Below are 26159 nucleotides of genomic sequence, written 5' to 3' on the forward strand. Positions count from 1 at the left end.
AGAATAACTTTTTGTATAACTTTGTATTAGATAGTTAATAGATAGTAAGTTTATATAATCAACTAATATTAATAAAAAAGAAAAATTATTTTGAAGAAATAAAAGTAAAGATACTACATTTCAGAATTAAAATATAGGTGAACAAATGAATTTTGCAATATAAAAAGATTATCTAAAAAATGAAGTACGCGTTTTAATCTAAATATATAGTTCGAAAAAAGTTTTAAAGAAAGTAAATAGAAAAATATGAAATATAATTTGATCATTTTTAAAAATGAAAATTGCTGTTAAGTTAAAATTTAAAGTAAAATGCAATTTATTGTAAATAAATTATATGTAAATTAACTTTTTAAGTCAACCATTAATTTATCCAATCAACTAATATTAGACCTAATTAATAACATTTATTTTCGATTAAGATGAATTTTCTTATTTTTTTAAAATTTTTGCAAACTTTTTAATAAATACATTTTCAGATTATAATTGTTTTTTGCTTTTAATTGCGTTTTATTGCTTTAAATCAATTCTAATTTGAAATATAACGAAGTAAGAAAAAAATTTCATAGTGCTATAATTCAAGTGATATTAGGAAACCGGCTCAATTGGAGGTATAAAATTGAATAAAATTTATATTGATGGAGAGCATTTAAGTTTAGAAAATATAGTAGATGTAGCGAGAAATTATTTTGAAGTGGATATTGACAATTCAGTATTGCCAAAAATAGAAAACTCGAGAAATCTTGTGGATAAATTTGTCGAAGAAGAAAGAGTGATTTATGGAATAACTACAGGTTTTGGAGACTTATGCAAAGTGGTAATTTCAAAAGATAAGTCTGAAACTTTACAAAAAAATTTAATAAGAAGCCATGCATGTGGAATAGGAAAGCCTTTAGATATAGAAATAGTAAGAGCAATAATGTTGCTCAGAGTTAATTCATTGGTAAAAGGCTACTCTGGAATAAGACTCTCCACTTTGAATACCCTTGTTGAAATGATAAACAAGCAAGTTCATCCTGTAATTCCACAAAAAGGTTCTTTAGGTGCAAGTGGCGATCTGGCGCCTCTAGCTCATATGGCTTTGGTAATGATAGGTGAAGGAGAGGCTTTTTATAAAGGTCAAAGATTACCAGGAAACGAAGCGATGAAATTAGCAAACATTCCTATTGTGAATTTAAAATCAAAAGAAGGGTTAGCTTTAATTAATGGAACACAAGTAATGACAGGAATTGGAGCGTTAGTGCTGTATGACAGTATTCAATTAATGAAAATGGCAGATATAATTTCAGCGTTAACTTTTGAAGCCTTAAATGGTATTATTGATGCATTTGATGAAAAAGTTCAAAATCTCAGACCTCATAAAGGGCAGATTGACACTGCAATAAATCTAAGAAAAATAATAGAAGGCAGCAAAATGGTCTCTTCAGAAGGTGAAATAAGGGTTCAAGATGCATATTCGTTAAGATGCATTCCTCAGGTACATGGTGCTTCAAAAGATGCTGTAAACTATGTTCGTAATGTATTAACTACTGAAATAAATTCTGTGACAGATAATCCTTTAATTTTTTACGATGAGGGAAAAACTATTTCCGCTGGGAATTTTCATGGGCAACCTGTGGCATTGGTTATGGATTTTTTATCTATTGCTTTATCAGAAATTGCTGATATCTCTGAAAGAAGAATTGAAAGATTGGTTAATCCTACCTTGAGTGGTTTACCTCCGTTTTTGATAGAAAATAGCGGGTTAAATTCTGGATTAATGCTAGTACAATATTCTGCAGCTTCTTTAGTATCTGAAAATAAAGTACTATCGCATCCTGCAAGCGTAGACTCTATTCCTTCCTCTGCAAATCAAGAAGACCATGTTTCAATGGGAACCATAGCTGCAAGAAAAGCTAAAGTAATTTTAAATAATGTACAAAAAGTTTTGGCTATGGAGATGCTTTGTGCATGTCAAGCTATAGATTTAAGGGGAAATAAAGGGTTGGGAAAAGGGACACGCATAATTTATGATATAGTTAGAACACAAGTTCCGACAATAAAAGAAGACAAAGTTATGTATGAAGAAATTAACAAGTGTGAAAACTTATTAAAATTGGGGATTATTTTAGATGAGGTAGAAAAAAGAATAGGGAAGTTGTGTTAACGAAGTTTAAAAGAAAGGTGGGACAGATATGGTAAATAATTTTGAAATATCTAATGCGATGATTATTAAGTTAGAAAATGAATTACCTCCAATGCCAAAATTTGTAGAAGGAATTAGACGTGCACCTAAAAGACCTTTAAATTTATCAAAAAATGAGATAGAGCTTGCACTTTCAAATGCGTTAAGATACATACCTGAAAGTTTGCATGAAAAACTAGCTCCAGAATTTTTAGAAGAACTCTTTAATAGAGGTCGAATTTATGGGTACAGGTATCGGCCTGAAGGAAACATAAAAGCAAAACCTATAGAAGAATATCAAGGAAAATGTATAGAAGGAAAAGCCTTTCAAGTTATGATTGATAATAACTTGGATTTTGATGTTGCGTTATACCCGTATGAATTAGTAACTTATGGAGAAACTGGGCAAGTTTGTCAAAACTGGATGCAATATAGATTGATAAAAAAGTATTTAGAAGTTTTAACTGAAGAGCAAACATTGGTTGTAATGTCAGGGCATCCATTGGGACTTTTCAGATCTTCAAAAAATAGTCCCAGAGTGGTAATTACAAATGCTCTCATGGTGGGTATGTATGATGATCAAGAGCATTGGATTAAAGCTCAAGCTTTGGGTGTAGCAAATTATGGACAAATGACTGCTGGTGGATGGATGTATATTGGATCACAAGGTATCGTACATGGAACTTACAATACCTTGTTGAATGCAGGAAGATTAAAATTAGGAATTCCACAAGACGGAGATTTACAAGGACATTTATTTGTTAGTTCTGGATTAGGAGGAATGAGTGCGGCTCAAGCCAAGGCAATTGAGATAGCAAATGGAGTTGGAATTATTGCAGAAGTTGATCTTTCTAGAATAAAAACAAGACTAGAACAAGGTTGGCTAAAAACTTACAGTGATGATTTAGATGAAATTTTTAAGATCGCTAACGATTATCTACAAAGAAAAGAAACAATTTCAATAGGATATTATGGAAATATCGTTGATTTACTAGAATACATAGTTGCTCACAATATAAAAGTAGATTTATTGTCTGATCAAACCTCTTGTCATGCTGTTTATGAAGGTGGTTATTGCCCTCAAGGCTTAACTCATGAAGAAAAGAACATACTTTTAGAAACGGATAAAGAAAAGTTTGTAGAAAAGGTGAATAAATCTTTAAGAAGACATTTTGAACTTATTAAGATCCTAGTAGAAAGAGGTACATATTTTTTTGATTATGGTAATAGTTTTATGAAAGCAGTGTTTGATGCGGGAGTTAAAGAAATTGCCAAGAATGGTAGAGACGAAAGTGAAGGATTTATTTTTCCGTCTTATGTTGAAGATATTATAGGGCCATTACTTTTTGACTATGGATATGGACCTTTTAGATGGGTATGTTTAAGTGGAAAAAGAGAGGATCTATTAAAAACAGATAAAGCTGCGATGGAATGTATAGATCCTAACAGAAGAGGTCAAGATAGAGATAATTATATATGGATTAAAAATGCAGATAAGCATAATTTAGTTGTAGGAACTCAAGCAAGAATCCTTTACCAAGACGCATTAGGTAGAGTGAAAATTGCGCTCAAATTCAATGATATGGTGAGAAATGGAGAAGTTGGACCTATAATGTTGGGTAGAGACCATCACGACGCAGGAGGTGCTGATTCTCCTTTTAGAGAAACTGCAAATATAAAAGATGGAAGTAACATTATGGCTGACATGGCAACACAATGTTTTGCTGGAAATGCTGCACGAGGCATGAGTTTGGTTACACTTCATAATGGTGGTGGTGTTGGAATAGGTAAAGCAATAAATGGAGGATTTGGATTAGTATTAGATGGAAGCGAAAGAATAGATGAGATTATAAAAAGTGCAATACCCTGGGACGTTATGATAGGGGTTGCAAGAAGATCGTGGGCTAGGAACGAGCCGTCTATAGAAACATGCATAGAATACAATAAAGAGTATAAGCATTCAGATCATATTACCCTTCCATATATAGCAAATCAAGATATGGTTAAAAATTTAGTAGAAGAGTATTATAAAAAGTTTAATTAAACAAGCTACAAAGGAGAGAAAATAGTAGATGAATAAAATAATTGAATGTATACCAAATTTCAGTGAAGGCCGAGATAAAGAAAAGCTAGAGAAAATTCTCGATGAAATTAGAAAACAAGAAGGAGTAAAACTATTAGATTATTCAATGGACAAAGATCATAATAGAAGTGTCGTAACTTTTGTTGGAGATCTAGAAAGTGTTATTGAAGCAGCGTTTAATAGTTGTAAAAAGGCGACAGAGCTAATAGATTTAAGAAATCACAAAGGTGAACACCCAAGAATGGGGGCGACAGACGTAATTCCGTTAGTACCAATAAAAAACGTTACAATGCAAGAATGCATAGAGTATTCACAAAAACTAGCAAAAAGAATTGGAGAAGAATTAAATATCCCGGTATTTTTATATGAAAAATCAGCAAATTCTCCGCAAAGAGAAGATCTTTCAAACATTAGAAAGGGTGAGTTTGAAGGAATGTTTGAAAAATTAAAACAAGAAGAGTGGAAGCCAGATTTCGGCCCTCAGATTCCGCACGAGACTGCTGGAGTTACAGCAGTGGGTGCTCGAATGCCTTTAATAGCTTTTAATGTTAACCTTGGAACTAATGATATTGAAATTGCAAAAAAGATAGCAAAAGCTGTTAGAGGTAAAAGTGGTGGATTTAAATATTGCAAAGCACTAAGTTTTGAATTGAAAGAAAGAAATATAGTTCAAGTTTCTATGAACATGGTTGATTATACAAAAACTCCTTTGTACAGAGTTTTTCAAGTTATAGAAAACGAGGCTAATAGGTATGGAGTTAATGTAATAGGAAGTGAAATCGTGGGATTGGTTCCAATGAATGCACTAGCTGACGTAGCGGAATATTTTCTCAAGATTGAAAATTTCAGCTATGATCAGATATTAGAAAATAGGATATATGGTGATTAAAAATGCAGTATAAAAAAGCGACGATAGTAATAGAAAATATTTCAAATTTAGTAACTTTAAAAGGTCCTAATAGAGCAAGGAGAAGCGATGAAATGTCAGAGGTTGGATTGATTAAGGATGGGATCGTTGCTGTCGAAGATGACAAAATCATTTTTGTGGGTCAAGATCATTTACCTCAAAATATTAGAATAACCTCAGAGACAATAACTATTGATGCCTCTAATAAATTGGTAACGCCAGGTCTAATAGACTCTCATACTCATTTAGTGTACGGAGGATCCCGGGAGCATGAAATTTATAATAAACTTAAAGGAACAAAATACTTAGACATTATGCAAGCAGGTGGAGGAATTTATTATACAGTTGAAATGACCAAAAAAGCCTCGTTTAAAGAGTTGTATAAAAAGGCTGAAAGAAGTTTAAATAGAATGATGGAATTTGGCGTTACCACTGTTGAAGCAAAAAGTGGATATGGTTTAGATGATTTTGAAACGGAATTAAAACAATTAAAGGTAATTAAAGAGTTGAATGATAATCATCCGGTAGATATTGTGGCTACATTTTTAGCCGCTCATGCCATTCCTGAAAGGTACAAAAATAATAGTGACACTTTTGTTGAAATTATTATAACTGAAATGATTCCATATGTATCTGAAAAGGGATTAGCTAAATTTTGTGATGTTTTCTGTGAAGAGGGTGTATTTTCTGTTGAGCAAAGTAGGAAGATTCTTACAGCTGCAAAAGACTGGGGTCTAATACCAAAGATTCATGTTGATGAATTAGAACCTTTGGGTGGAGCAGAGCTAGCTGCAGAGATTGGCTGTATATCTGCAGACCATCTAGTTGGAGCTAGCGAAAAAGGTTTAAAAATGATGGCTGAAAAGGGAGTTATTGCAACATTGCTGCCAACGACAACATTTTTCCTACAGAGTGAGAAGTATGCAGATGCAAGAAAGATGATCGAGTATGGTATCCCGGTAGCTCTTTCTACGGATTACAATCCTGGAAGTTCTCCAACGGAAAATTTACAATTAGTTATGAGTTTTGGTGTCATCAAATTAAAGATGTCACCTCAAGAAATTATTTCATCTGTCACGATAAATGCGGCAGCAAGTTTAGGATTGGAAAATAAGATAGGAAGTTTAGAAGAAGGGAAAAATGCAGATATAGTTATATTTGATGTACCCAATCTAGAATATTTAATTTATCATTTTGGAGTTAATCATACAGATACCGTAATAAAAAATGGTGTTGTAGTATATTCAAACAATCAATAATCACTAATTTTTTAAGAATTGTAAATAGAAATCAATCTTTCTATGAGATTTTCATCAAAGGCATATATTCCATTTTCTAATTCGTAAGCTTGATTAAATTTTAAAATGAATTCCAAGGGTTTCCCAACGCATCTTTTTAACTCTTCGATGCCAAAATCTCTTTCAATTGTTTTAGCCATTTTGTATCCTAAAGGATGAATAATTTGATTTTGCATAATAAATTCATAGAGATTTATAGAATCATCTTCATTTATTATTTTTCTTTGCATTTTATCATTGAAATCACTTATATATTTTGCTGTATTTTCTAGTATCTCTGTAATCAAACCTTTGTCAGTCCAACCGAACTCTTCATAAATAGCCCATAAACTTTCGAAGCTACACATATCAGCTATTCCTTCATTCTCTAATGCCCATAAAGTAAGTGTCACATCATTGAAAGCGTTTTTAGAGTATTCTGAAAGGTTTAGATAGTCTTTTAAATAATGATGCATTTCATGAGCAAGTAAAGCAGTAAGTTGAACTTCATTTAATTTTTTTGCAAATGGTAAGTCTAAAAGAACTATATTTTCTTCTACACAAGCGTTGTACATGAATATATAGTAATAAAAATTTAATTCAATATTACCTTCAATTTTTGGCAAATATCTAAGAGCCCTGTTGATATATGTTTTTTTGTCAATGAAATGCATTATTTCTTCTGTATAATTTAGTAGTTTGTCTACATTGCTAATAGCCCAGATTACTGGTTCGATTATATTTTTTCTCAAAGTATCTTTCTCAACACAACCTTCTGAATTTAAATTTAGAATATATGCTTCATAGAAAAGATCAATCCATTCTTCTTTTTTCGTAAGGCCAATGTTTTGTCCAAATAAGTTTAATAATTTTTCATAGGATTTTGTATCAAAAAGCCATTTAATATCTGCTTTCTTAAGTATAGTATTTGATTGAAATACTTTAATAAAATCATTAATTCCTTCTATGTTGTGTTTTAGGATTATGTTCACTAATACTCCTCCTCTAGGATTTTTATTTAGAACATCATATTTACTTGTTTTATCAGCGCTAAAATCATAGTTTTTAGTAAAATATTGATTTTAATTATACCATAGAAAAGAAAGAAATATTAGTTTTTTTATAATAAAAGTTTCATAGAACTTGCTTTTAGTTACCTTGTCTTATTATTTTATTAACTTTAGCATTAATAAATTATGCAATTGTAAGTTATTATTAATGAACATATAAGTTAAAACTAGTAATATTAGCTTAGCAAATTAGTGATTTGCTGTAAACTAAAAAAGATAATAAAAAGCTTAATGTAAAAATTATTTTGTATATATGTTATAATATTTAAAATTATCAAAAATAAATGGTGCAAAATATTTTATAACTCTAAAATAATTAACTATTTTGTTATCATTAAATTTTGTGTTAATAGGTTTTTGGGGTTTTTAATCCATATTATTAACAGAGTATTTATAATGTGGATTAAATATTATAAGGGAGGTGTTTCAAAGTATGAAGAAAGTCTTAGTTTTGTTAATGTTGTCTGCTTTATTTGTTTCGCTAGCATATGCTTCTTTAGGATTTAAAATTGGAATTGTAACGGGTACAGTGTCTCAAGGTGAAGATGAATACCGAGGAGCAGAAAATGTAATAAAGAAGTATGGTTCTGATATAGTACATGTTATTTATCCAGACAACTTTATGCAGGAACAAGAAACTACTATTGCTAGGATAGTTGAGCTAGCCTATGATTCTTCAGTTAAAGCTATAGTAGTTTGTCAAGCAGTTCCAGGTACAGTTGCTGCAATTAGAAAAGTAAAAGAATTTAGGCCCGACATAGTTTTTATAGCAGGTACTCCTCATGAAGATCCTCCAATTGTAGAAAGAACAGCGGATGTTTCTTTTAATACTGATGATGAAAGAAGAGGAATAACAATAATAGATCTAGCTTATAAAATGGGAGCTAAAACGTTTATACATTATTCATTCCCAAGGCATTTAAGTATGGAGTTGATAGCGCGTAGAAAGGATTTAATGGAAAAGAGATGTAAAGAACTTGGAATACAATTTGTTTCAGTTTCTGCACCAGATCCAATGGGAGAGCAAGGAATAACAGGTTCTCAACAATTTATCTTGGAGGATGTTCCAAGGCAGCTTGCTAAATATGGAAAAAACACAGCTTTCTTCTCAACAAATTGTGCAATGCAGGAGCCATTAATTACAGCTATTCTAAAGCACGGAGGTTTATTTCCAGAACAATGTTGCCCATCGCCAACTCATGGTTATCCTGGTGCGTTAGGTATAGCCATTCCAGAAGATAAAAAAGGAGACTTCAACTATATATTAAAGGCAATAAATGAAAAAATAGTTGAAGGAGGTGGAGCAGGTAGATTCGCTACTTGGCCTGTACCTACTAATATGCTTTTTGTTGAAGCAGGAGTAGAAATTGCCATAAAACTAGTAAATGGAGAAATTAAATCTTCTGATATGAATGCAATAAAGGCTATATTCGACGAAGTTGCTTCCCAGAAAGTTAAGGGCGTTGGAACAACATTTAACAGATTTTCAGATAAGGGAAACTTTTATTTAGTTATTGCAGATTCAGTTATATTTGGGGTTACTGAGTTTTAATTAACTACTAGTATGATTTATAAAAGGATGTCGGCTGTTTGCCGACATCCTTTTGGTAGGAGGAATCATTATGGAAAAGATCCTTGACATGAGAAACATATGTAAATCTTACTATGGCAACCAGGTCCTAACAAACGTTAATCTAGATTTGTTTCCTGGAGAAATTCATAGTCTAGTTGGGGAAAATGGTTCAGGTAAATCTACTTTGATGAACATTCTTTTTGGAATGCCTGTTATTCAAAATACTGGTGGCTTTGAAGGAGAAATTATTTTTGAAGGGAAACCAGTGATTATAGACTCTCCCAGGAAGGCTATGGAACTAGGCATAGGCATGGTACACCAAGAATTCATGCTTTTGCCGGGATTCACAATAACAGAAAATATTAAACTAAACAGAGAGATCACTAAAAAAAATTTTTTAAGCAAGATTTTTGGAAAGTCACTTGAAACTTTAGATATTCCAAGTATGAGAAAAGATGCCAGAAAAGCTTTGGATTCGGTTGGAATGACTACTCTTGATGAATGGATTCCTGTGGCTGGACTACCCGTAGCTTACAAACAGTTTGTGGAAATAGCAAGAGAAATAGATAAAAAAAATCTGAAAATTTTAGTTTTAGATGAACCTACAGCAGTCTTATCAGAATCTGAAGTGAAAGGCTTTTTAGATGTGATTCGTGTCTTATCAGAAGAAGGAATAGCGATTTTATTTATAACTCATAGACTTTCTGAGGTGTTGGAAGTTTCAGATCGAATAACAATTTTGCGAGATGGAGTTGTGGTAGATCATGGCTCCGTTTCTTCTTTTAATGCTATTACGATTGCAGAAAAAATGGTAGGTCGAAAAGTAGAAAAGTTAGAATTGCCAAAAAGGGAAAAAGAGCTTGATGAGAATGACATCATAATGTCAATAAAACAACTTCATGTCTCAATGCCAGGAGAAATGGTTAAAGGATTTAATATTGATATCATAAGGGGAGAAATATTGGGTATAGGGGGCTTAGCAGGGCAAGGCAAACTTGGAATAGCTAATGGTATTGCTGGTTTATTTCCAGCAAATGGTTTGGTTTATTTTGAGAACGAGCCATTTCAATTAAACAATCCAAGTTTTGCTCTAAATAAAGGCATCGTATATCTTTCTGAAGACAGACGAGGTGTTGGATTGTTACTGGATGAATCTGTAGAGATTAATATAACAGCAACTGCTATCCATGCCTACAAAGAATTTATGAAATGGTTTATATTTTTGAAGATATACGATAAAAAGGCGATAAGACAGCATGCAATAAATATGATTAAAGAACTCGATATACGTTGCAAGAGTCCTTCACAACCAGTAAGAAGATTAAGTGGAGGCAACCAACAAAAAGTTTGTCTGGCAAGAGCATTTACTTTGAAGCCTAAAATTCTTTTTGTTTCCGAACCGACACGTGGGATAGACGTTGGCGCAAAAAAGTTAGTCTTAGATTACCTTGTTAAGATGAATAGAGAAAGTGGAATAACAATTGTCATGACCTCAAGCGAGTTGGCAGAATTAAGAAGTATATGTGATCGTATTGCAATAGTCTCTGAGGGAAAGCTTTCGGCTATTCTAAAACCAACTGATTCAGACGCAGAGTTTGGTATGGCAATGGCTGGAAAATTCCAGGAGGTGATAATGGGTGAACGATAGGACTGCACTTCTTAAAAAAATAGATATTCCAACGTTAATAATAGTATTGTTTTTAGTAGGGTTGTTTGTACTAGCATTCATTACGGGCGTTGCTGTACCTCCTCTGATTGGAGATTCTCTTAGAAGGATAGGTATGAATGGTGTATTGGTGTTAGCGATGGTACCTACTATAAGATCTGGAATAGGCCCAAATTTTGGGTTACCTATAGGAATAATTTGTGGATTATTGGGAGCACTAATTAGTATGCAGTTGGGACTTTTTGGATTTTTAGGTTTTTGGGTTGCTATTTTACTTGCTGTCGTATTTTGTTTACCTCTTGGTTTAGGGTACTCTTGGATTTTAGAAAAAGTTCGTGGACAAGAAATGATGGTTGGAACATATTTAGGATATTCAATAGTTGCTTTTATGAGTATTATGTGGCTTATATTGCCATTTTCGAGCCCTGATATGGTTTGGGCTATTGGTGGAAAAGGATTAAGATATACATTAACATTGAATGAGTACTTTGGTAGCGTATTAAATGATTTTATGAAAATAAAAATAGGTTCTTTTGAGATACCAACAGGACTACTTCTTTTTTTTGCTGGAACATGTTTGTTAGTTTATTTGTTTTTTAAGACACGTATTGGTTTAGCAATTGATTTAACGGGTCAAAATGAAAGATATGCAGTGAGTTCAGGAGTTGATATAAAAAAAGCACGTCGAATTTCCGTAATTTTTTCAACAGTTTTGGGGGGAATTGGAATAATAATTTATGCCCAAAGTTATGGTTTTTTGCAGTTGTATAGAGCTCCGTTATATATGGCATTTCCTGCAGTAGCTTGTATTTTAATTGGAGGAGCTTCATTAACTAGAGCCACTATCACAAACGTTATAGTAGGAACAACTATTTTTCAAACTTTGCTAACCATAGCTCTTCCGGTTTTAAGTCAGGTAGCTCGAGGAGATATAACAGAGGTGTTAAGGATGATTATAAGTAATGGAATGATATTATACGCTCTTTCCAGGGCTTCAAAGGAGGCCTCTTAAATGTCAAAGATTAAGAATATACTTCTTTCAAATATTGTTCCAATAGTGTTTGTTGTTTTATGTATTTCAGCCATAATAATTGCGGACATACCGATTAATTTCTTGTTGGTTGAAATTATTACTCGAATTACTAGGAATTCATTTTTAGTTCTTTCTTTACTCATTCCTGTAGTAGCAGGTTTAGGACTAAATTTTGGGATTGTACTTGGAGCTATGGCGGGACAAGCTGCGATGTTTTTTGCTATAGATTGGGGTATGAAGGGCATACCAGGGATATTAATTTCTAGCATTTTAGCTTCTGGTATAGCAATTATTTTAGGATATTTAAGTGGACTCCTTTTGAATAGAGCTAAAGGAAAGGAAATGATTACTTCTATGATATTGGGATTCTTTGCCAATGGAGTGTATCAATTATTCTTTTTATTTTTTATTGGTTCAATAATTCCTTTCTCAACTAAAACGATGTTATTACCTGATGGTGTAGGATTAAGAAACACTGTTGATTTATGGGGATCATTAGAAGGAGTTTTGAATAATCTATGGGTTATCAGAATCGGACAATATGGTATGATTAGGATTTTTATTGTTCCGTTAATTATCATTGCGATTCTTTGCCTTTTTATATTTTTTCTTTTTAAAACCAAACTTGGACAAGATATGCGAGCAGTTGGACAGGATATGTATGCTTCTGAAGTTTCCGGGATAAGTGTTGATAAGGTTAGAATAATTGCTATCATATTATCTACAGTTCTTGCAGCTATTGGTCAAATAATATACCTTCAAGATATTGGAACGATAAATACGTATAACAGTCATGAGCAAGTAGGATTGTTTTCAATTGCGGCACTTTTAGTAGGTGGCGCTACAACCCGAAAAGCATCTATCTGGAATGCAATTATTGGCGTGATATTATTTCACACATTGTTTATTGTGGCGCCTAGTGCAGGAAATAAACTCTTTGGGCAGCCACAGATTGGAGAATATTTTAGAGAATTTATCGCTTATGCAGTTATTGCATTTGCACTAGCAATGCATGGATTGGAAACCAAAAAAAGCTTGGAGATAAAAGCAGCAAAGTAGGATTATTTAAAAATAATTTAACTTTAATTTAATATTAGACACTTGACATTTAAAAAAAGTTATGTCATAATAATGATGGAGTGAGGAATAGTACTCCAAGAATTTAGTAACAAGTAGTATGATTTTTAGTTCTTGTTGATTTTCTGCAGTGTGGTGGTAAAGAAGCAACAAGTAGTTGAGGAAGGTGCTTTGTGGTAAGTTTCGAGTTTTGTGAAGTACCGGGTTCCTGTACGTAGATTGAAAAGGTTTGTTTTTAACGTACAGGAACCCGTATTTATTTGTGGATAGTTCACTCCGCATATATCATTTTAATAGTCATACCTCCATCAACAATATAATTAACACCTGTAATAAATCCTGCTTTTTCATTATCCGCTAAAAATAAGCAAAGATTAGCAATATCAAGAGGATTTCCCACTCTTCCTGCAGGATGTTGAGAATGATCGATTTCTCGAAGTATTGGTTCAGTTTTTTGACTTTTTTTCTTCCAATTTGAAGTTTCTATCCATCCGGGACTTATACTTACAACTCTTATGCCAAATTGTGCTAAGCTTATGGCTAGTGAGTGTGTTAAAGCTACAACTCCGCCTTTTGATGCCGAATAAGGTTCTGTATCAGGTTCAGACTGAAAAGCTCTTGTACTAGCTATATTGATAATAATTCCTCCGTTTTCTTTCATGTTTTCTGCACAATATTTTGAACATAGGTAAGGTCCCGAAAGATTAACTTGAATTACTCTGTTCCACTCTTCAAACGTTCTGTTAAAAATACTTTTAGTCGAACTGATAGCAGCATTATTAACGAGAATGTCTATCTTTCCATGTACCTTTATTGTTTGATCAACCATCTTTTTTACGGAATTTTCATCAGCTACGTCTGTGTTAATAAATAGAGCTTCAAAGCCTTTTTCTTTAAGTAGTTTTTCTCTTTCTAGTCCTGCTTCTTCATCTATTTCTGCGATAACAACTTTTATACCATTTTGACAAAATAATTCACATATAGCTGCGCCAATTCCTTGACCACTACCTGTCACAATAGCCGCTTTTCCTTGTAGATTATTCATATTTCCACCCCTTTGTTGATTGTTATAAATCTACAGATTCACAGAATAAATATAGCGAGAAAGCCGATTATAAAACAATAAATAGAAAAATATTTTAATTTGCCAGCTATTACAGTTTTTTTGACTAACAACAACCCTATTAAACCAAACCCAAAGGCTGCTATTGAACCAAGAATCATACTTGGATTAAAAGAAACTTTTGTAATTTCAAAAATTCCTGCGCCAAAAGTTACCGGAAGGCTCATTAAGAAGGAATATTTTACAGCATCTTCTCTTTTCATTTTCATTAAAAGCGCAGCAAATATAGTTGAACCACTTCTTGATAATCCAGGGAATATGGCAATTGCTTGCATAATTCCTATTACTAGAGCGTCAAGATAAGTTATTTGTTGTATATTTTTTTCACCATTGAAGTAATCAGAGGAAAAAAGTAAAAAACCTGTTATTAATAAAAAAATTCCAACTAAAGATAAGGATGAAAATGCTGATTCAACAGTCGATTCAAGTGTAAAACCTATGATTGCGGCAGGAATAGATGAAATAATTAATTTCAATATTAGAGAAAGTGACTCCTTTTCCCACTTAAAAAGCCCTTTGATTAATTGTAATACCTCTTGCCAAACGAAAATTAATACAGCAAAAAACGTAGCTAAATGAAGTAAAGCAAAGTATGGTACATTTGTATCAATGTTCATAAAATGGGAAAATATAACTAAATGTCCAGAACTCGAAACAGGAAGAAATTCTGTGAGACCTTGAACAACTCCAAGAATTATATTTTTCATTTTTACCCCCTATTTTATAGATTTCAGACTGATTAGTGGTTGAAATATAATTTTGAATTCTATCTATTTAATTTCTTTAATTATTCTACATGGATTTCCAACAGCAACAACGTTTTCAGGAATATTTTTAGTAACTATACTTCCGGCTCCTATGACAGAATTATCCCCAATTGTAACGCCAGGTCCTATAATTGCACCCCCTCCAATCCAGACATTATTTCCAATAGTTATGGGGAAGGCGAGTTCTAGGAAGTTTTTTCTGCTAGTAGGATCAGTAGAATGAGTAGCAGAGTATATTTGTACATTTGGACCAATTTGTACATAATCTCCGATTATAACTTTGTTACAATCAAGAATGATCCCACCAAAGTTCATAAAAAAATAATTCCCTACAGATATATTATAGCCGTAGTCGCAATGGAAAGAAGGTTCTATAAATATATTTTCTCCGATTTTTCCAAATAGTTCTTTCAATATATTTTTTCTATCAGCAAGTTCATCTGGATGAGAATTATTAAATTTCCACACTAATCGACGTGCTCTTTGTCTGTCGTTAACAAGTTGAGGATCTGAAGCTGTGTAAAATTCCCCGGCTAACATTTTTTCTTTTTCAGTCACTTTATTATTCCTCCTATATTTTGAGAATTGTATAGGCAAATAAATTTGTTTGGCTTTATGAGTTAATGATCTTGCTATTTACTTATCATTTTATCATTTTCCTGCAAGAAGACTCCCACTTCTGTAAGCGTGGGATGAATTGAAGTTATAAAACACACTAAATCCTTTCCTAAACATATAGGGCTTAACTAAATCTGTTTTAACTGGCTTAGACATTTCCATTAGCTTAATATATTTACCTTTGTTCTGTACACCTTGAACTGAATATTTTTTGCTCTCAAAGATAACGATATCTTTAGGCTGATAAGCGTATCTTTGCTTACGAATATTTCTTCTGCCTTTTGATTTTTTAGCTCCACGATACTTATGAAGATTTTCTTCATTTAAGTTTTTGTTCCGTGTCCTTCTACCACAGAAAAGCTCTTGTCCTGTTTTAATAGACTTATCTCTTATATCAACATATTTTGCATCATAGAACTTTTCGAGTGAACGATTGTTTCTCCTAATTTGCTCAAAATAGATAGGTTCTATTCTCTGTTGATTAATTCCACCTGCTATGCAAAATGCATCGTTATAATGTGTCTTTTCCAAACCAAGACTTACTCTTTTGGATTTTGTAATATAACCGTAAGTGTAGTCACACATCAGCGCATTGACCAATTTCCATCTTATAGTAGACATAAATGTTGCGTCCTTTAATGGTTTTTGAACAGGCTTCATTCCATACAATTTACCTCCATCAAGGTAAGTCAGGCCGAAGCCTGTAGGTCCACATCGCCAATGTTATAGCAGGTTTAATGGTAACAGCACTTCTCCTACCCCTCAGAGATGTTTAACCATTACCCTCAGAGCATGGGACTTGTGGAGCATCCCACGGTGACTATATATTCTGCTATAACTAATCATTAGCAAAAGCTAATGACATAGGCTAATCAACCGAGCTTGCATTTCTACAAGACCCCGCCTCTATAGGCGGTGGGTGGTTGACTAATATAGTTCAATGCTAAAATATATCCATCAAAACCAAATCCTGAAATTACTCCATTGCAGCATGCTGCAGTAACAGACCTATGACGAAAATCTTCTCTTGCTAAAATGTTAGTAAGATGAACTTCAATTTTTGGAACAGTTGCTATTTCAAGTGCATCTCTGATAGCATATGAATAATGGGTGTAGGCGCCAGGATTTATGATCAATGCTTTGTAATCTAATCTTTGAATTCTATCAATTATTTCGCCTTCTGAATTGGAATGAAAGATCTCTATCGCTAGTTTATTTTCTTCTGCGAAATTATAGATTTTTTTCTCAAGTTCATCATAGCTTTCAGTACCATATATATCTTTTGGCCTTTTTCCGAGCATGTTTATATTAGGTCCATTAATTATTAAAATCATTTTTCTCTCCTCTTTTTAGAAATCTTCATTTTCAAATTACTTATCCTTTAGAAAACGGTTAAAAAAGTGTATTAACTAACTCATGATAGTCAATCTCTTTAATTATAACTTCACCTGGTTCCTTTAAGAGGGGAAGTTTAATGATATTAGATCCTTCCATTTTCTTGTCGTTACTCAAATAATTCATCAATGCATTTTTTTCAACTTTTATATTTTTAATACTACTGGGAAGAAGTACATCTAGAATGCTAATGATATCATATAATGTCCTATCGTCAATGTGTTTTTTATTTTTTGAGTACATTAATTCTTGATACAACCCCCATCCAACTGACAAGCCATGAGCAATACCTGTTACTGCTTCAAAAGCGTGCCCAAGACTATGTCCTAAATTTAGGTAACTTCTTAAACCAGTATCTTTAAAATCTTGTTGAACAATCCTCAACTTCTCTTCGACAGATCTTTTTATAAACCAAGTTAATGTATCTAAATTTCGATTTAGTAAATCATACAAATGATCTTTAAAAAAAGTATAAAACTCTCCACCTGAGATAAGAGAGATTTTAAAACCTTCTATGAGTCCTTCTCTGAATCTTATATCGTCAAGGGATAAAGTTGTTATAGGATCTATAATGACTTCATTTGGTAAATTTATTGTGCCAATAACATTTTTGTATTTTTTGAAATCTATACCATTTTTTCCACCAATAGCAGCGTCAATTTGTCCTAATAGAGTAGTAGGATAGAAAATGAAATTCATTCCTCTTTTATAAGTCGAACCCACAAAACCTGTAAAATCAGTTATAGTTCCTCCACCAACTCCACAAAGTAGATCCTTTCGTGTGACATTGTTTTCAAGTAAATACTCCCATGCTTTTGTGACATAAACTATATCTTTAACTTCTTCTCCATTTGGGAAAACGAGTTTTTTGTTAGTGAAAAATTCTCCGTATAAACTATCAACTTTTTCACTTGTAAATACTATAGCATTTTTTGGTATGTTTTTTAAACTGCCTGCCTCTATATGGATTTTTTGAAATGAGGAATCAATACATAAATTTTTTTTATAATCAACCTTTTGAAGAATTATAGCAACTGCTTCCCATTCATTTAAGTAAGTAATGTCAACTGATTCAAACAATTCATATAAATTTATTCTTTCATCGTAGATGGTAAATATATTGTCGATATTATTAGACAAAAGGGGTCTGTTATCTGTTGATACTCTCTTTTTTAATTCTTGTGGAGATACTTTTAGGTAAATTGTTGTCTCTTTTTTTAACAATTCTCTATTATCTGGTCTTAAGACTATTCCTCCACCCGTAGCAACAACGACAGAGTCAGGTTGCTTTACTAAAGATTTAAGAAGGGAGCTTTCTAGATCTCTAAAATACGATTCTCCATTTTTTTCAAATATTTCTTTAATTGTTTTATTTTCTCTTGCTTCTATTTCTTCATCCATATCCAAATATGGAATTGATAAAACTTTAGAAATCATTTTAGCCAAAGTGCTTTTTCCAGAGCCCATCATTCCAACTAAAAAAATTTTCATTTATATTGTATGTAAATTCTTTGTATTTTTCAGAAGGATAAAGAATTTACACGCAGACCTCCTTTCAAAATTGGTAAGTTAATTGTTTTTGGAATATTTTGAAAAATATCTTTCTTTAATTAATTCGATATTATCATTTCCGAAACCATCTATAATTTCTTCCATTAAGATTAAGGCTAATGTGCATTCAGTAATAACTGTAGCAGCTGGAAGAATAACGGAATCAGATCTTATGTATGGAGCTTTTACGTTTTCCTTAGTTTCAAGATTAATAGAATCTAAAGGTTTAGCTAAAGTAGAAATTGGTTTAAAATACGTAGTAACTATGATATTTTCTCCGTTAGTAATTCCTGCCTCTATTCCTCCTGCATGATTTGAGGTTCTATTTATTTTACCATTCTGAAGGATGAATGGATCGTGATATTGATTTCCTGGTAAGCTTACATCTTCAAGACCGATAAAAACACCTTTAACAGATGGAATAGACATAAAATATTTTCCAATTTTGGAATCTACTCTGTTAAGAACATTTGCGTAACTTCCAAGTCCTGGTTGAACATTTATAGCAAAAGTTTTTATGCTTCCCCCTAAGGTAGTATCTTGTTTCAAAGCTTTTTCATTTATTTCTTCTATCATTCTTTCTGAAACGTCATCAAAAGGACATTGAACAGGAGATGCATCTCTTTTTTGTATATAAAAATCAAAATTTCTTTGTATCTCCTCAAACATTGAATTTTCAACACAAATGCTTCCGATTGAACTGACAAAACTCATTATTTCAATGCTAAAATGATCTAAAAATTGTTCTGCAATGCTTCCTAATGCAGTAAGAACACATGTCCAACGTGCACTATTTCTTTCAGTATATATGTTTAAATCTGTGAGTCTATATTTACTCCAGCCAGTATAGTCTCCGTGTCCTGGCCTTGGGACATGTCTTTGGTCATTAGTGTTTATTGGATTTCTCGCTTTGTTTTCTATTTCTATAACTACAGGTGCGCCAGTAGTGACTCCGTTCCATGTTCCTGCAATTACTTGGACTTGATCGGTTTCTATTTTCATTCTTTCTCCACGTCCGTATCCTAACTGGCGTCTTCTAAGATTATCATTTATTTTTTGTTCGTCAATTTTTAGACCTGCAGGAATTTCTTCAATCAATCCGATCATTTTTGTTCCATGGGAATCTCCGGCTATCTTTATTTCCATTAAACAACCTCCTCAACAAATTTAACTATATTCTCTTTAGAAATTCCAAAATTCTTATTATATATGTTGTAGGTTTTTAGAGAAGCATTTATTTGTGCTGCAGTAGAGATTTAACCTAAACCTAATCGAGTTTAAAAACTGATTTTGAAAATTTGTTAATTGCTTATCTTTAGCAAATTAGGTTCTTATATCTATTATCTATATGAAAGAACCTCACTAGGGAAGCATAACAAAGATATATATATATATATATATATATACTAATTAAATTTACTATTTACAAAAGTTTCATAAAATTTAACTTCATCGTATACGCCCCAAATTTTTAGATTTTCTACAGCTTGGTAGTACCAGAAGGTTTTTCCGTCTATTAATTTAATACCGTTTTTCAAAGCTTGTTTTTGAAGTGCGGTTGAATTGTAGACTATGTCGTAAATTAAACTAAGATTTGAAAGCTCTTCACTTGAAAAGTTGAAAGATTCACCAAACATACCAATTGAAGTTGCATTGATGAAAGTTTTAGAACTTTTCATAACCTCCTTTAAGTTCTCAAAAGATTCTACGGTGATGTCTATTTTTGTTGTAAAAAAATCTTTTAATTTGAAAGCTTTTTCAATTGTTCTGTTTACTAAGATTAAATGTTTTATGCCTAATTTGTAAAGTCCATATATAATTGCTTTACTTGCTCCACCTGCTCCAACTAAAAGAATAGGTAGCTTTAAGTCGGTATCTAACAACGAATTATAAAAACCTTTCCAATCAGTATTGTAACCTTTATTTTGATATATACAATTAACAGCATTGATTTCACGTGCGTCTTCTACTGGAGATATAAATTTAATAATGTCTTCTTTAAAAGGAACGGTAACATTGAGTCCATCATAGGACTCAAGATATTCAGTAACTTTTGTATCAAATTTTCTAGGCTCGATGACTATATCATCGTATTTTGCATTTATGCTTGATAGCTTAAAATATTGATTAAATATCTTTTTAGACAGACTTTCTTTTTCTGGGTACTGTAGTAACCCAAATCTTCTCATTTTTTCTCCTTCCTTATCTTAATGTATTAAGGGTGTCCAAAAATCGAGGATACGAAATATTTACACAATCAAAATCATTTATGTTTATGGGGTTTTCTGCTATTAAGCCAGCTATGGCTAAAGACATCGCAATCCTATGATCATTATAACTTTCACAAGTACAATTTCCTTTTATTTTTTGTTTTCCACTAATTTCAAATCCATCTTCTCTTTCAAAAATTTCTATCCCCATTTTTGTGAATTCGTTAACTATTGCTTTTATTCTATCGGTTTCCTTGTATCTAAGCTCGTTTGCATCTTTTATCAGGGTTTTCCCATCAGCTTGGGATGCTGCTACAGCGAGGATAGGTATTTCATCTATCAAGGTAGGAATTATATCTCCTTTTATCTCAACACCCTTTAAATTACTGCTTTTTACTAATAAATCACAGACTGGTTCATTGTTTAGGTATCTTAAATTAAGAGTTGTGATTTCTGCACCCATCATTTTTAATATCTTAATGGCACCAGATCTAGTAGGATTAATTCCAACATCTTTTATGAGTAGAGTTGAATTTTCCATTATTAATGCTGCAACTATAAAGAAAGAAGCAGAAGAAATATCGCTAGGTACAAACACTTCTTTTCCCTTTAAATCATCGCCACCATTTATAGTTACAGTAGTACCTTTTTCTTCAATGTTTGCACCAAAATATTTTAACATTCTTTCAGTATGATCTCTTGATTTGTATGGTTCTGTAATTTGTGAGGTTCCTTTGGCATACAATGCATTTAATAGGATAGCAGATTTAACTTGTGCGCTAGCTACAGGAGTTGAGTAAAATATTGGGAAAATATCGTCGGTTCCTAAAATAGTTATAGGTGCATAATTACCTTGCTTTCTTCCAAAAAAAAGACCTCCCATCTTACTTAAAGGATCGATTACGCGTTTCATAGGTCTCTTTTTGAGTGAATCATCTCCGGTGAGAACGCTATAGAAGTTTTGAGCAGCTAAAACTCCCATTATTAAACGCATAGTAGTTCCAGAATTTTTTGCGTCAAGGATGTCTTCTGGTTCTTGAAAACTATGTAATCCATTTCCTTCAATAACTACTTCTTTTGCATTCGTTAACTCTATATTAGCCCCAATAGCTTTTAAAATATTCAGTGTGGCTAATGTATCTTCTGAACGTAAGAAGTTGGTGATTTTAGTTGTACCGTGTGCCAGTGAGCCTATGATAAGCGCACGATGAGATATAGATTTATCACCGGGAATAGCTACTTCACCGTTGATGCTTTTTAAAGGTTTGATCTCTGTTTTCATTTTTCTCTCCTTATCTGATAATCTATTCAATCAATCTATCTATGGAGGATCTAAATTTAGATATATTCTCAAGCTCAATTAATAGTTCATCGTATAAGCCATTTTCTAATTTTATCTTAAATTCTTCAATTCCTTCTTCAAACTTATCTAAGGCATTTATAATGTTATCTTTGTTTAATTTAAAAATAGAAAGCCACATGTTAGGATCACTTTTGGCGATTCTGGTAGTATCTTTAAATCCACTTCCTACGAGTTTTATATAGTCGGAATTGTTTTCTTGAAAGATTTGTAGAGTTTTTACTAGATAGAAGGCAACCACTTGAGGTAAATGGCTTGTTACTGAGACAATCTTATCATGAGTTTTTGCATCCATCTCGATAATATGTGTTCCAATTTTTTCAATCAAATTTTTAAAATTTTCAAAATAAATTGAAGAACAGTACTTGGACTTTATTAATATATATGGTTTGCCCTTGAAAAGGTCTTTTTGTGCATAGAGGGGTCCGGATTTCTCTAAACCAGCCATAGGATGGCCTCCTATGAAGTTGATATTTGAATTTTCAAACGATTCCACAGTTTTTATTATCTCATATTTTGTACTTCCTACATCTGTTATTAGAGTATTTTTGTTGAGGCGTGGGATTATGTTATTTAACAAATTGATTATATCTTCAACAGGTGTGGCTAAAATAATTAAATCATAAAATAACACGTCATCGAGATTAGTTTTTTTATCAATGGCGCCTATTTTTAAGGCCTCATTTAGATTTTTATCACTTTTATCGTATCCATATATTAATTTTACTTCTTTTGTTTCTTTAAGGGCTAACGTAAGAGAACATCCAATTAAGCCACAACCAATTAGTAACACATTTTTAAAAGGCATTTTATATCCTCCAATTAAAGATTTATTTAGATAGTATTAATTAATTATTTTGTGTTCAACCTCTGCTAGTGCCCTTATTTGTTTCATTAGATCGCTAAAGTGTTGTAAATTTAGAGATTGCTCTCCATCAGATAAAGCGTTTTGTGGATTAGGGTGCACTTCAACAATTAGTCCATCTGCTCCTGCGGCGATAGCAGCCTTTGAAAGAGGAATTATGTATCTCCAATTACCACAGGCATGACTAGGATCTACAATAATTGGCAAGTGACTGTATCTTTTTATTACAGGAATGGCACTAATATCTAAGGTATTGCGAGTTTCATCAGTAAAAGTTCTTATTCCTCTTTCACATAAAATAACTTGATAGTTTCCTTCGGACATTATATATTCTGCAGCCATTAAAAATTCTTTGTAAGTAGCGGACAATCCTCGTTTTAACAAAACCGGTTTGTTTGTTCTTCCAACTTCTTTTAAAAGTGAAAAGTTTTGCATATTTCGTGCGCCTATTTGTAATACATCAGCATATTTAGCTACCAATTCAACTTCTTTGGTGTCCATAACCTCTGTGACAATTTTTAGATCGAGTTCTTCTCCTACTTCTTTTAATATTTTTAGGCCATCTTCTTTTAATCCTTGAAATGAGTATGGAGATGTTCTTGGCTTATAAGCTCCGCCTCTTAAGAAATGAATACCTTCTTGTTTTAGAGATTTAGCAGTTTGAAATACTTGTTCCCGACTTTCTACAGCACACGGTCCAGCTATCACTAAGAAATGATCTTTTCCTATTTTTATCCCCCCTATATCAAAATATGAAGGTTCAGGTCTAAAAGTTCTGCTTGCCAATTTAAAAGGTTGAGTGATTTCTACAACCCTTTCTACACCCGGAAAAGTTCCAATGTTATGTAATATATAGTCTCTGTCTCCCTCTCCAACTACTCCGATAATAGTGTGTTTATCTCCAGTATCAGGATGAGCTTTAAATCCAACTTCTTTAACTTTTTGAATTACTCTTTTAATATCTTCTTCTGAAGCATTTTCTTCCATTAAAATGATCATATGAAACACCTCCCAAAAGAATTTGTATATAAAAAAAGGGTGCCTACTATAAAGTAGACACCCACTTTGGAATCCTTGTTGTTACGAGGAACGACACAACAAAGGCACCAAAACGGGTGTCTTTCTAAACCAATAATAATATTCATTTATTGATAATATATAGGTTTTGTAGTCTTTTTTAGAAATCATATTTAATTCTCCTATATTATTAAAATCTTAAATTGCATATATTGTACCAATAAAAAAAATATTTGTCAATAATATTTTTAAATACTTTATTAATATTAAATTATACATCATTGTAAAATTAAATAAATAAATAAATGTTAAAATCACTGTGAAATTTATATAATTTAAGTGTTTGATAAACATTTATAATATAGTTGTCTTCGTAAAACAATGTTGAGAACCAGTTATGAAAAGTATTGAATATTTTGGAGGTGAAGATTATGTATTCTACTATTTGGTTACTTATACCGCCGTTGTTGCTTGCATTATATGCACAGATTAAAGTAAGTAGTACTTTTAATAAGTATTCAAGAGTAAAATCTTCAGTTGGAGAACCTGGTTATCTTTTTGCAAGAAGGTTACTTGACTCGGTTGGATTATATGATGTAAGAATTGAAAGAACAAGAGGAATGTTAACTGATCATTATGATCCAACTCAAAAAATCTTAAGGCTTTCTGATGCCACATATAATAGTTCATCTGTAGCTGCATTAGGAGTTGTCGCACATGAAGCGGGACATGCTATTCAACATGCTAAAGGTTATAAACCATTAATTTTAAGGAATCTTAGTGTTCCGTTAGCAAGTTTTGGTTCAAATCTTTCCTGGATTATTTTTTTCATTGGATTGATTTTTTCTGCACCATTTTTGATTAATGCAGGTATTTTCCTATTCATTTTTGTTGTTTTATTTTCTATTATTACTTTACCTGTTGAATTTAATGCAAGTAAAAGGGCAATCAAATTGTTACCAGTTATGGGAATGTCCAAAAGTGAAGTAGCCGCTGCTCAAAAGGTATTAACTGCAGCTGCATTAACTTATGTTGCATCAGCATTAATGGCTATAGCTCAACTATTGAGAATGATAGTATTAGCTGGAGATAGAAGATAGTATAAAATGTTTAGTATTTTAAATTTCATCCAAGTTATAGTATAATCATATAATCCCTAGTTAAAGTAATTTGTGTGTAGTAAACTAGGGATTATTATTTATATAAATCTTATAATACAAAAAATTTTAGTAATTTGTATTTATATTTGAAATATAGTATAATTATGTACATAAGCCCATTATAATGTTAGTATTATATAATTTACTAATTTTTATTAATAGAATAAAAAAAGAAGCGTAAGCGAGGAAAAGATATGATTATGAAGAACATTTTAGATTTTGACTATGAAGGACTACAAAAATATTTGACAGAAAATTATCAAATAGAAAAGTATAGAACCGATCAAATTTGTGATTGGATATATAAAAAACGTATTTTTAATTTTGATAATATGACTAATTTGTCTAAAGAGATAAGAAAGATATTGAATGAAAATATGTTAATATTATTGCCTAACATCGTACAAAAGCAAATATCTAAAATTGATGGAACTACTAAATATCTTTTTGAATTAGCCGATGGAAATCTAATCGAATCAGTTTTGATCTATTATCCTTCTAGGACGATTGCATGTATTTCCACCCAAGTAGGTTGTCCTTTAAAATGTGCATTTTGTTCTACTGGAAAAAGTGGTTTTGTCAGGAATTTATCAGTAGGAGAGATAGTTGGACAATTGTTAGCTATAGAAAAAGATAATAATATAGATATAAATAATTTGGTATATATGGGAATGGGAGAACCGCTTTTGAATTTTGAAAATGTTATACAAAGCGTGAATATTTTCAACGACCCAAAAATGAAAAAGTTGGGTGCTAGGCATATAACTATTTCTACTGCAGGAATTCCACATAAGATTGAAGAACTTGCTAATTTAAATAAAGAAATTAGATTATCTGTTTCGTTACATGCGACTACCAATTCACAGAGAGATAAAATTATGCCCATTAACCATGCATATCCAATAGAAGAAGTAATTCAATCTTGTAGAATATATCAACATAAGACAAATAAAAGAGTGACGTTTGAATACATATTAATTAAAGGTTTTAATGATTCTCCAGAAGACGCACTAAGATTGGTAGATATTTTTAAAGATATGAAGGTTATGGTTAATCTTATTCCGATAAATGCCAATCCATCGGGTTTTGAAAAACCATCAAAAAGATTTATTGATCAATTTTTAGATGTTCTTTTGAAAAAAGGTATAGATGCGGTAGTAAGAGCTGAAAAAGGTAGCGATATTTCTGCTGCATGTGGACAACTCAGACTAAGAAAATTAAAGGATATTTCATAAGAAGGGAAAAT

The 26159-nt window shown here is 32.0% G+C and carries 22 protein-coding genes; 10 read left to right on the top strand and 12 right to left on the bottom strand.

The window, feature by feature from the left end; genetic code table 11:
- Nucleotides 1-616 precede the first annotated feature (616 nt).
- From hutH to hutI, 4 genes are read left to right on the top strand one after another with little or no spacing between them, the layout of a single operon-like run.
- Nucleotides 617-2143, top strand: coding sequence for a histidine ammonia-lyase (gene hutH / locus DTL3_RS06670; RefSeq protein ID WP_045088044.1), 1527 nt, complete (start codon nucleotides 617-619; stop codon nucleotides 2141-2143).
- Nucleotides 2144-2171: 28 nt separating this feature from the next.
- Nucleotides 2172-4205 (top strand): urocanate hydratase, encoded by a 2034-nt coding sequence (locus DTL3_RS06675; RefSeq protein WP_045088045.1) that lies wholly within the window; start codon nucleotides 2172-2174, stop codon nucleotides 4203-4205.
- Nucleotides 4206-4233: 28 nt separating this feature from the next.
- A complete protein-coding gene (ftcD, locus tag DTL3_RS06680) occupies nucleotides 4234-5133 on the top strand; it encodes a glutamate formimidoyltransferase (protein WP_045088046.1) in 900 nt (299 codons plus the stop codon).
- 2 nt (nucleotides 5134-5135) lie between these two features.
- Nucleotides 5136-6410 (top strand): imidazolonepropionase, encoded by a 1275-nt coding sequence (hutI, locus tag DTL3_RS06685; RefSeq protein ID WP_045088047.1) that lies wholly within the window; start codon nucleotides 5136-5138, stop codon nucleotides 6408-6410.
- 11 nt (nucleotides 6411-6421) lie between these two features.
- On the opposite strand, the gene DTL3_RS06690 is transcribed toward hutI, so the two are convergent.
- Nucleotides 6422-7420 (bottom strand): DUF5700 domain-containing putative Zn-dependent protease, encoded by a 999-nt coding sequence (locus DTL3_RS06690; protein WP_045088048.1) that lies wholly within the window; start codon nucleotides 7418-7420, stop codon nucleotides 6422-6424.
- 511 nt (nucleotides 7421-7931) lie between these two features.
- On the opposite strand from DTL3_RS06690, the gene DTL3_RS06695 reads away from it, so the two are divergent.
- From DTL3_RS06695 to DTL3_RS06710, 4 genes are all read left to right on the top strand, one after another.
- Nucleotides 7932-9050: a DUF3798 domain-containing protein gene (locus DTL3_RS06695; protein WP_045088049.1), complete on the top strand. Its 1119-nt coding sequence runs from the start codon at nucleotides 7932-7934 to the stop codon at nucleotides 9048-9050.
- Nucleotides 9051-9120: 70 nt separating this feature from the next.
- The gene (locus DTL3_RS06700) at nucleotides 9121-10719 is read left to right on the top strand and encodes a sugar ABC transporter ATP-binding protein (protein WP_045088050.1); all 1599 of its coding nucleotides are present in this window, start codon (nucleotides 9121-9123) and stop codon (nucleotides 10717-10719) included.
- Entirely contained in the window at nucleotides 10709-11749 is a 1041-nt protein-coding gene (locus DTL3_RS06705; protein ID WP_045088051.1) for an ABC transporter permease subunit, read from the top strand. The genes DTL3_RS06700 and DTL3_RS06705 overlap by 11 nt, the downstream gene beginning before the upstream one ends.
- Complete coding sequence (locus DTL3_RS06710; protein WP_045088052.1) at nucleotides 11750-12829, top strand: ABC transporter permease subunit; 1080 nt, start codon at nucleotides 11750-11752, stop codon at nucleotides 12827-12829.
- A 289-nt stretch (nucleotides 12830-13118) separates the two neighbouring features.
- On the opposite strand, the gene DTL3_RS06715 is transcribed toward DTL3_RS06710, so the two are convergent.
- From DTL3_RS06715 to aroF, 11 genes are all read right to left on the bottom strand, one after another.
- A complete protein-coding gene (locus tag DTL3_RS06715) occupies nucleotides 13119-13892 on the bottom strand; it encodes a glucose 1-dehydrogenase (RefSeq protein ID WP_045088053.1) in 774 nt (257 codons plus the stop codon).
- Nucleotides 13893-13930: 38 nt separating this feature from the next.
- Nucleotides 13931-14677: an undecaprenyl-diphosphate phosphatase gene (locus DTL3_RS06720; protein WP_045088054.1), complete on the bottom strand. Its 747-nt coding sequence runs from the start codon at nucleotides 14675-14677 to the stop codon at nucleotides 13931-13933.
- Between the two features lie 63 nt (nucleotides 14678-14740).
- Entirely contained in the window at nucleotides 14741-15277 is a 537-nt protein-coding gene (locus tag DTL3_RS06725; RefSeq protein ID WP_045088672.1) for a sugar O-acetyltransferase, read from the bottom strand.
- Between the two features lie 111 nt (nucleotides 15278-15388).
- On the bottom strand, nucleotides 15389-16015 hold the full coding sequence (locus DTL3_RS06730) for a hypothetical protein (RefSeq protein ID WP_144403495.1): 627 nt from the start codon (nucleotides 16013-16015) through the stop codon (nucleotides 15389-15391).
- Nucleotides 16016-16245: 230 nt separating this feature from the next.
- Complete coding sequence (gene aroQ / locus DTL3_RS06735; RefSeq protein WP_045088055.1) at nucleotides 16246-16689, bottom strand: type II 3-dehydroquinate dehydratase; 444 nt, start codon at nucleotides 16687-16689, stop codon at nucleotides 16246-16248.
- Between the two features lie 58 nt (nucleotides 16690-16747).
- Complete coding sequence (aroB, locus tag DTL3_RS06740; RefSeq protein ID WP_045088056.1) at nucleotides 16748-18241, bottom strand: bifunctional shikimate kinase AroK/3-dehydroquinate synthase AroB; 1494 nt, start codon at nucleotides 18239-18241, stop codon at nucleotides 16748-16750.
- A gap of 78 nt (nucleotides 18242-18319) precedes the next feature.
- Nucleotides 18320-19447, bottom strand: a complete 1128-nt coding sequence (gene aroC, locus DTL3_RS06745) for a chorismate synthase (protein ID WP_045088057.1) — start codon at nucleotides 19445-19447, stop codon at nucleotides 18320-18322.
- Between the two features lie 260 nt (nucleotides 19448-19707).
- Nucleotides 19708-20490 (bottom strand): shikimate dehydrogenase family protein, encoded by a 783-nt coding sequence (locus DTL3_RS06750; RefSeq protein ID WP_045088058.1) that lies wholly within the window; start codon nucleotides 20488-20490, stop codon nucleotides 19708-19710.
- 13 nt (nucleotides 20491-20503) lie between these two features.
- Nucleotides 20504-21793: a 3-phosphoshikimate 1-carboxyvinyltransferase gene (gene aroA / locus DTL3_RS06755; protein ID WP_045088059.1), complete on the bottom strand. Its 1290-nt coding sequence runs from the start codon at nucleotides 21791-21793 to the stop codon at nucleotides 20504-20506.
- Between the two features lie 22 nt (nucleotides 21794-21815).
- Complete coding sequence (locus DTL3_RS06760) at nucleotides 21816-22679, bottom strand: prephenate dehydrogenase (protein WP_052670420.1); 864 nt, start codon at nucleotides 22677-22679, stop codon at nucleotides 21816-21818.
- Between the two features lie 36 nt (nucleotides 22680-22715).
- Nucleotides 22716-23735, bottom strand: a complete 1020-nt coding sequence (gene aroF / locus DTL3_RS06765) for a 3-deoxy-7-phosphoheptulonate synthase (RefSeq protein WP_045088060.1) — start codon at nucleotides 23733-23735, stop codon at nucleotides 22716-22718.
- A 449-nt stretch (nucleotides 23736-24184) separates the two neighbouring features.
- Between aroF and DTL3_RS06770 the strand changes: the two genes are divergently transcribed.
- Both DTL3_RS06770 and rlmN read left to right on the top strand, forming a co-directional pair.
- Nucleotides 24185-24853, top strand: a complete 669-nt coding sequence (locus DTL3_RS06770) for a zinc metallopeptidase (protein WP_045088061.1) — start codon at nucleotides 24185-24187, stop codon at nucleotides 24851-24853.
- Nucleotides 24854-25113: 260 nt separating this feature from the next.
- Nucleotides 25114-26148, top strand: coding sequence for a dual-specificity RNA methyltransferase RlmN (gene rlmN / locus DTL3_RS06775; RefSeq protein ID WP_045088675.1), 1035 nt, complete (start codon nucleotides 25114-25116; stop codon nucleotides 26146-26148).
- The last annotated feature ends 11 nt before the right edge of the window (nucleotides 26149-26159 follow it).

It is taken from the genome of Defluviitoga tunisiensis, from assembly GCF_000953715.1.
Lineage (GTDB): Bacteria > Thermotogota > Thermotogae > Petrotogales > Petrotogaceae > Defluviitoga > Defluviitoga tunisiensis.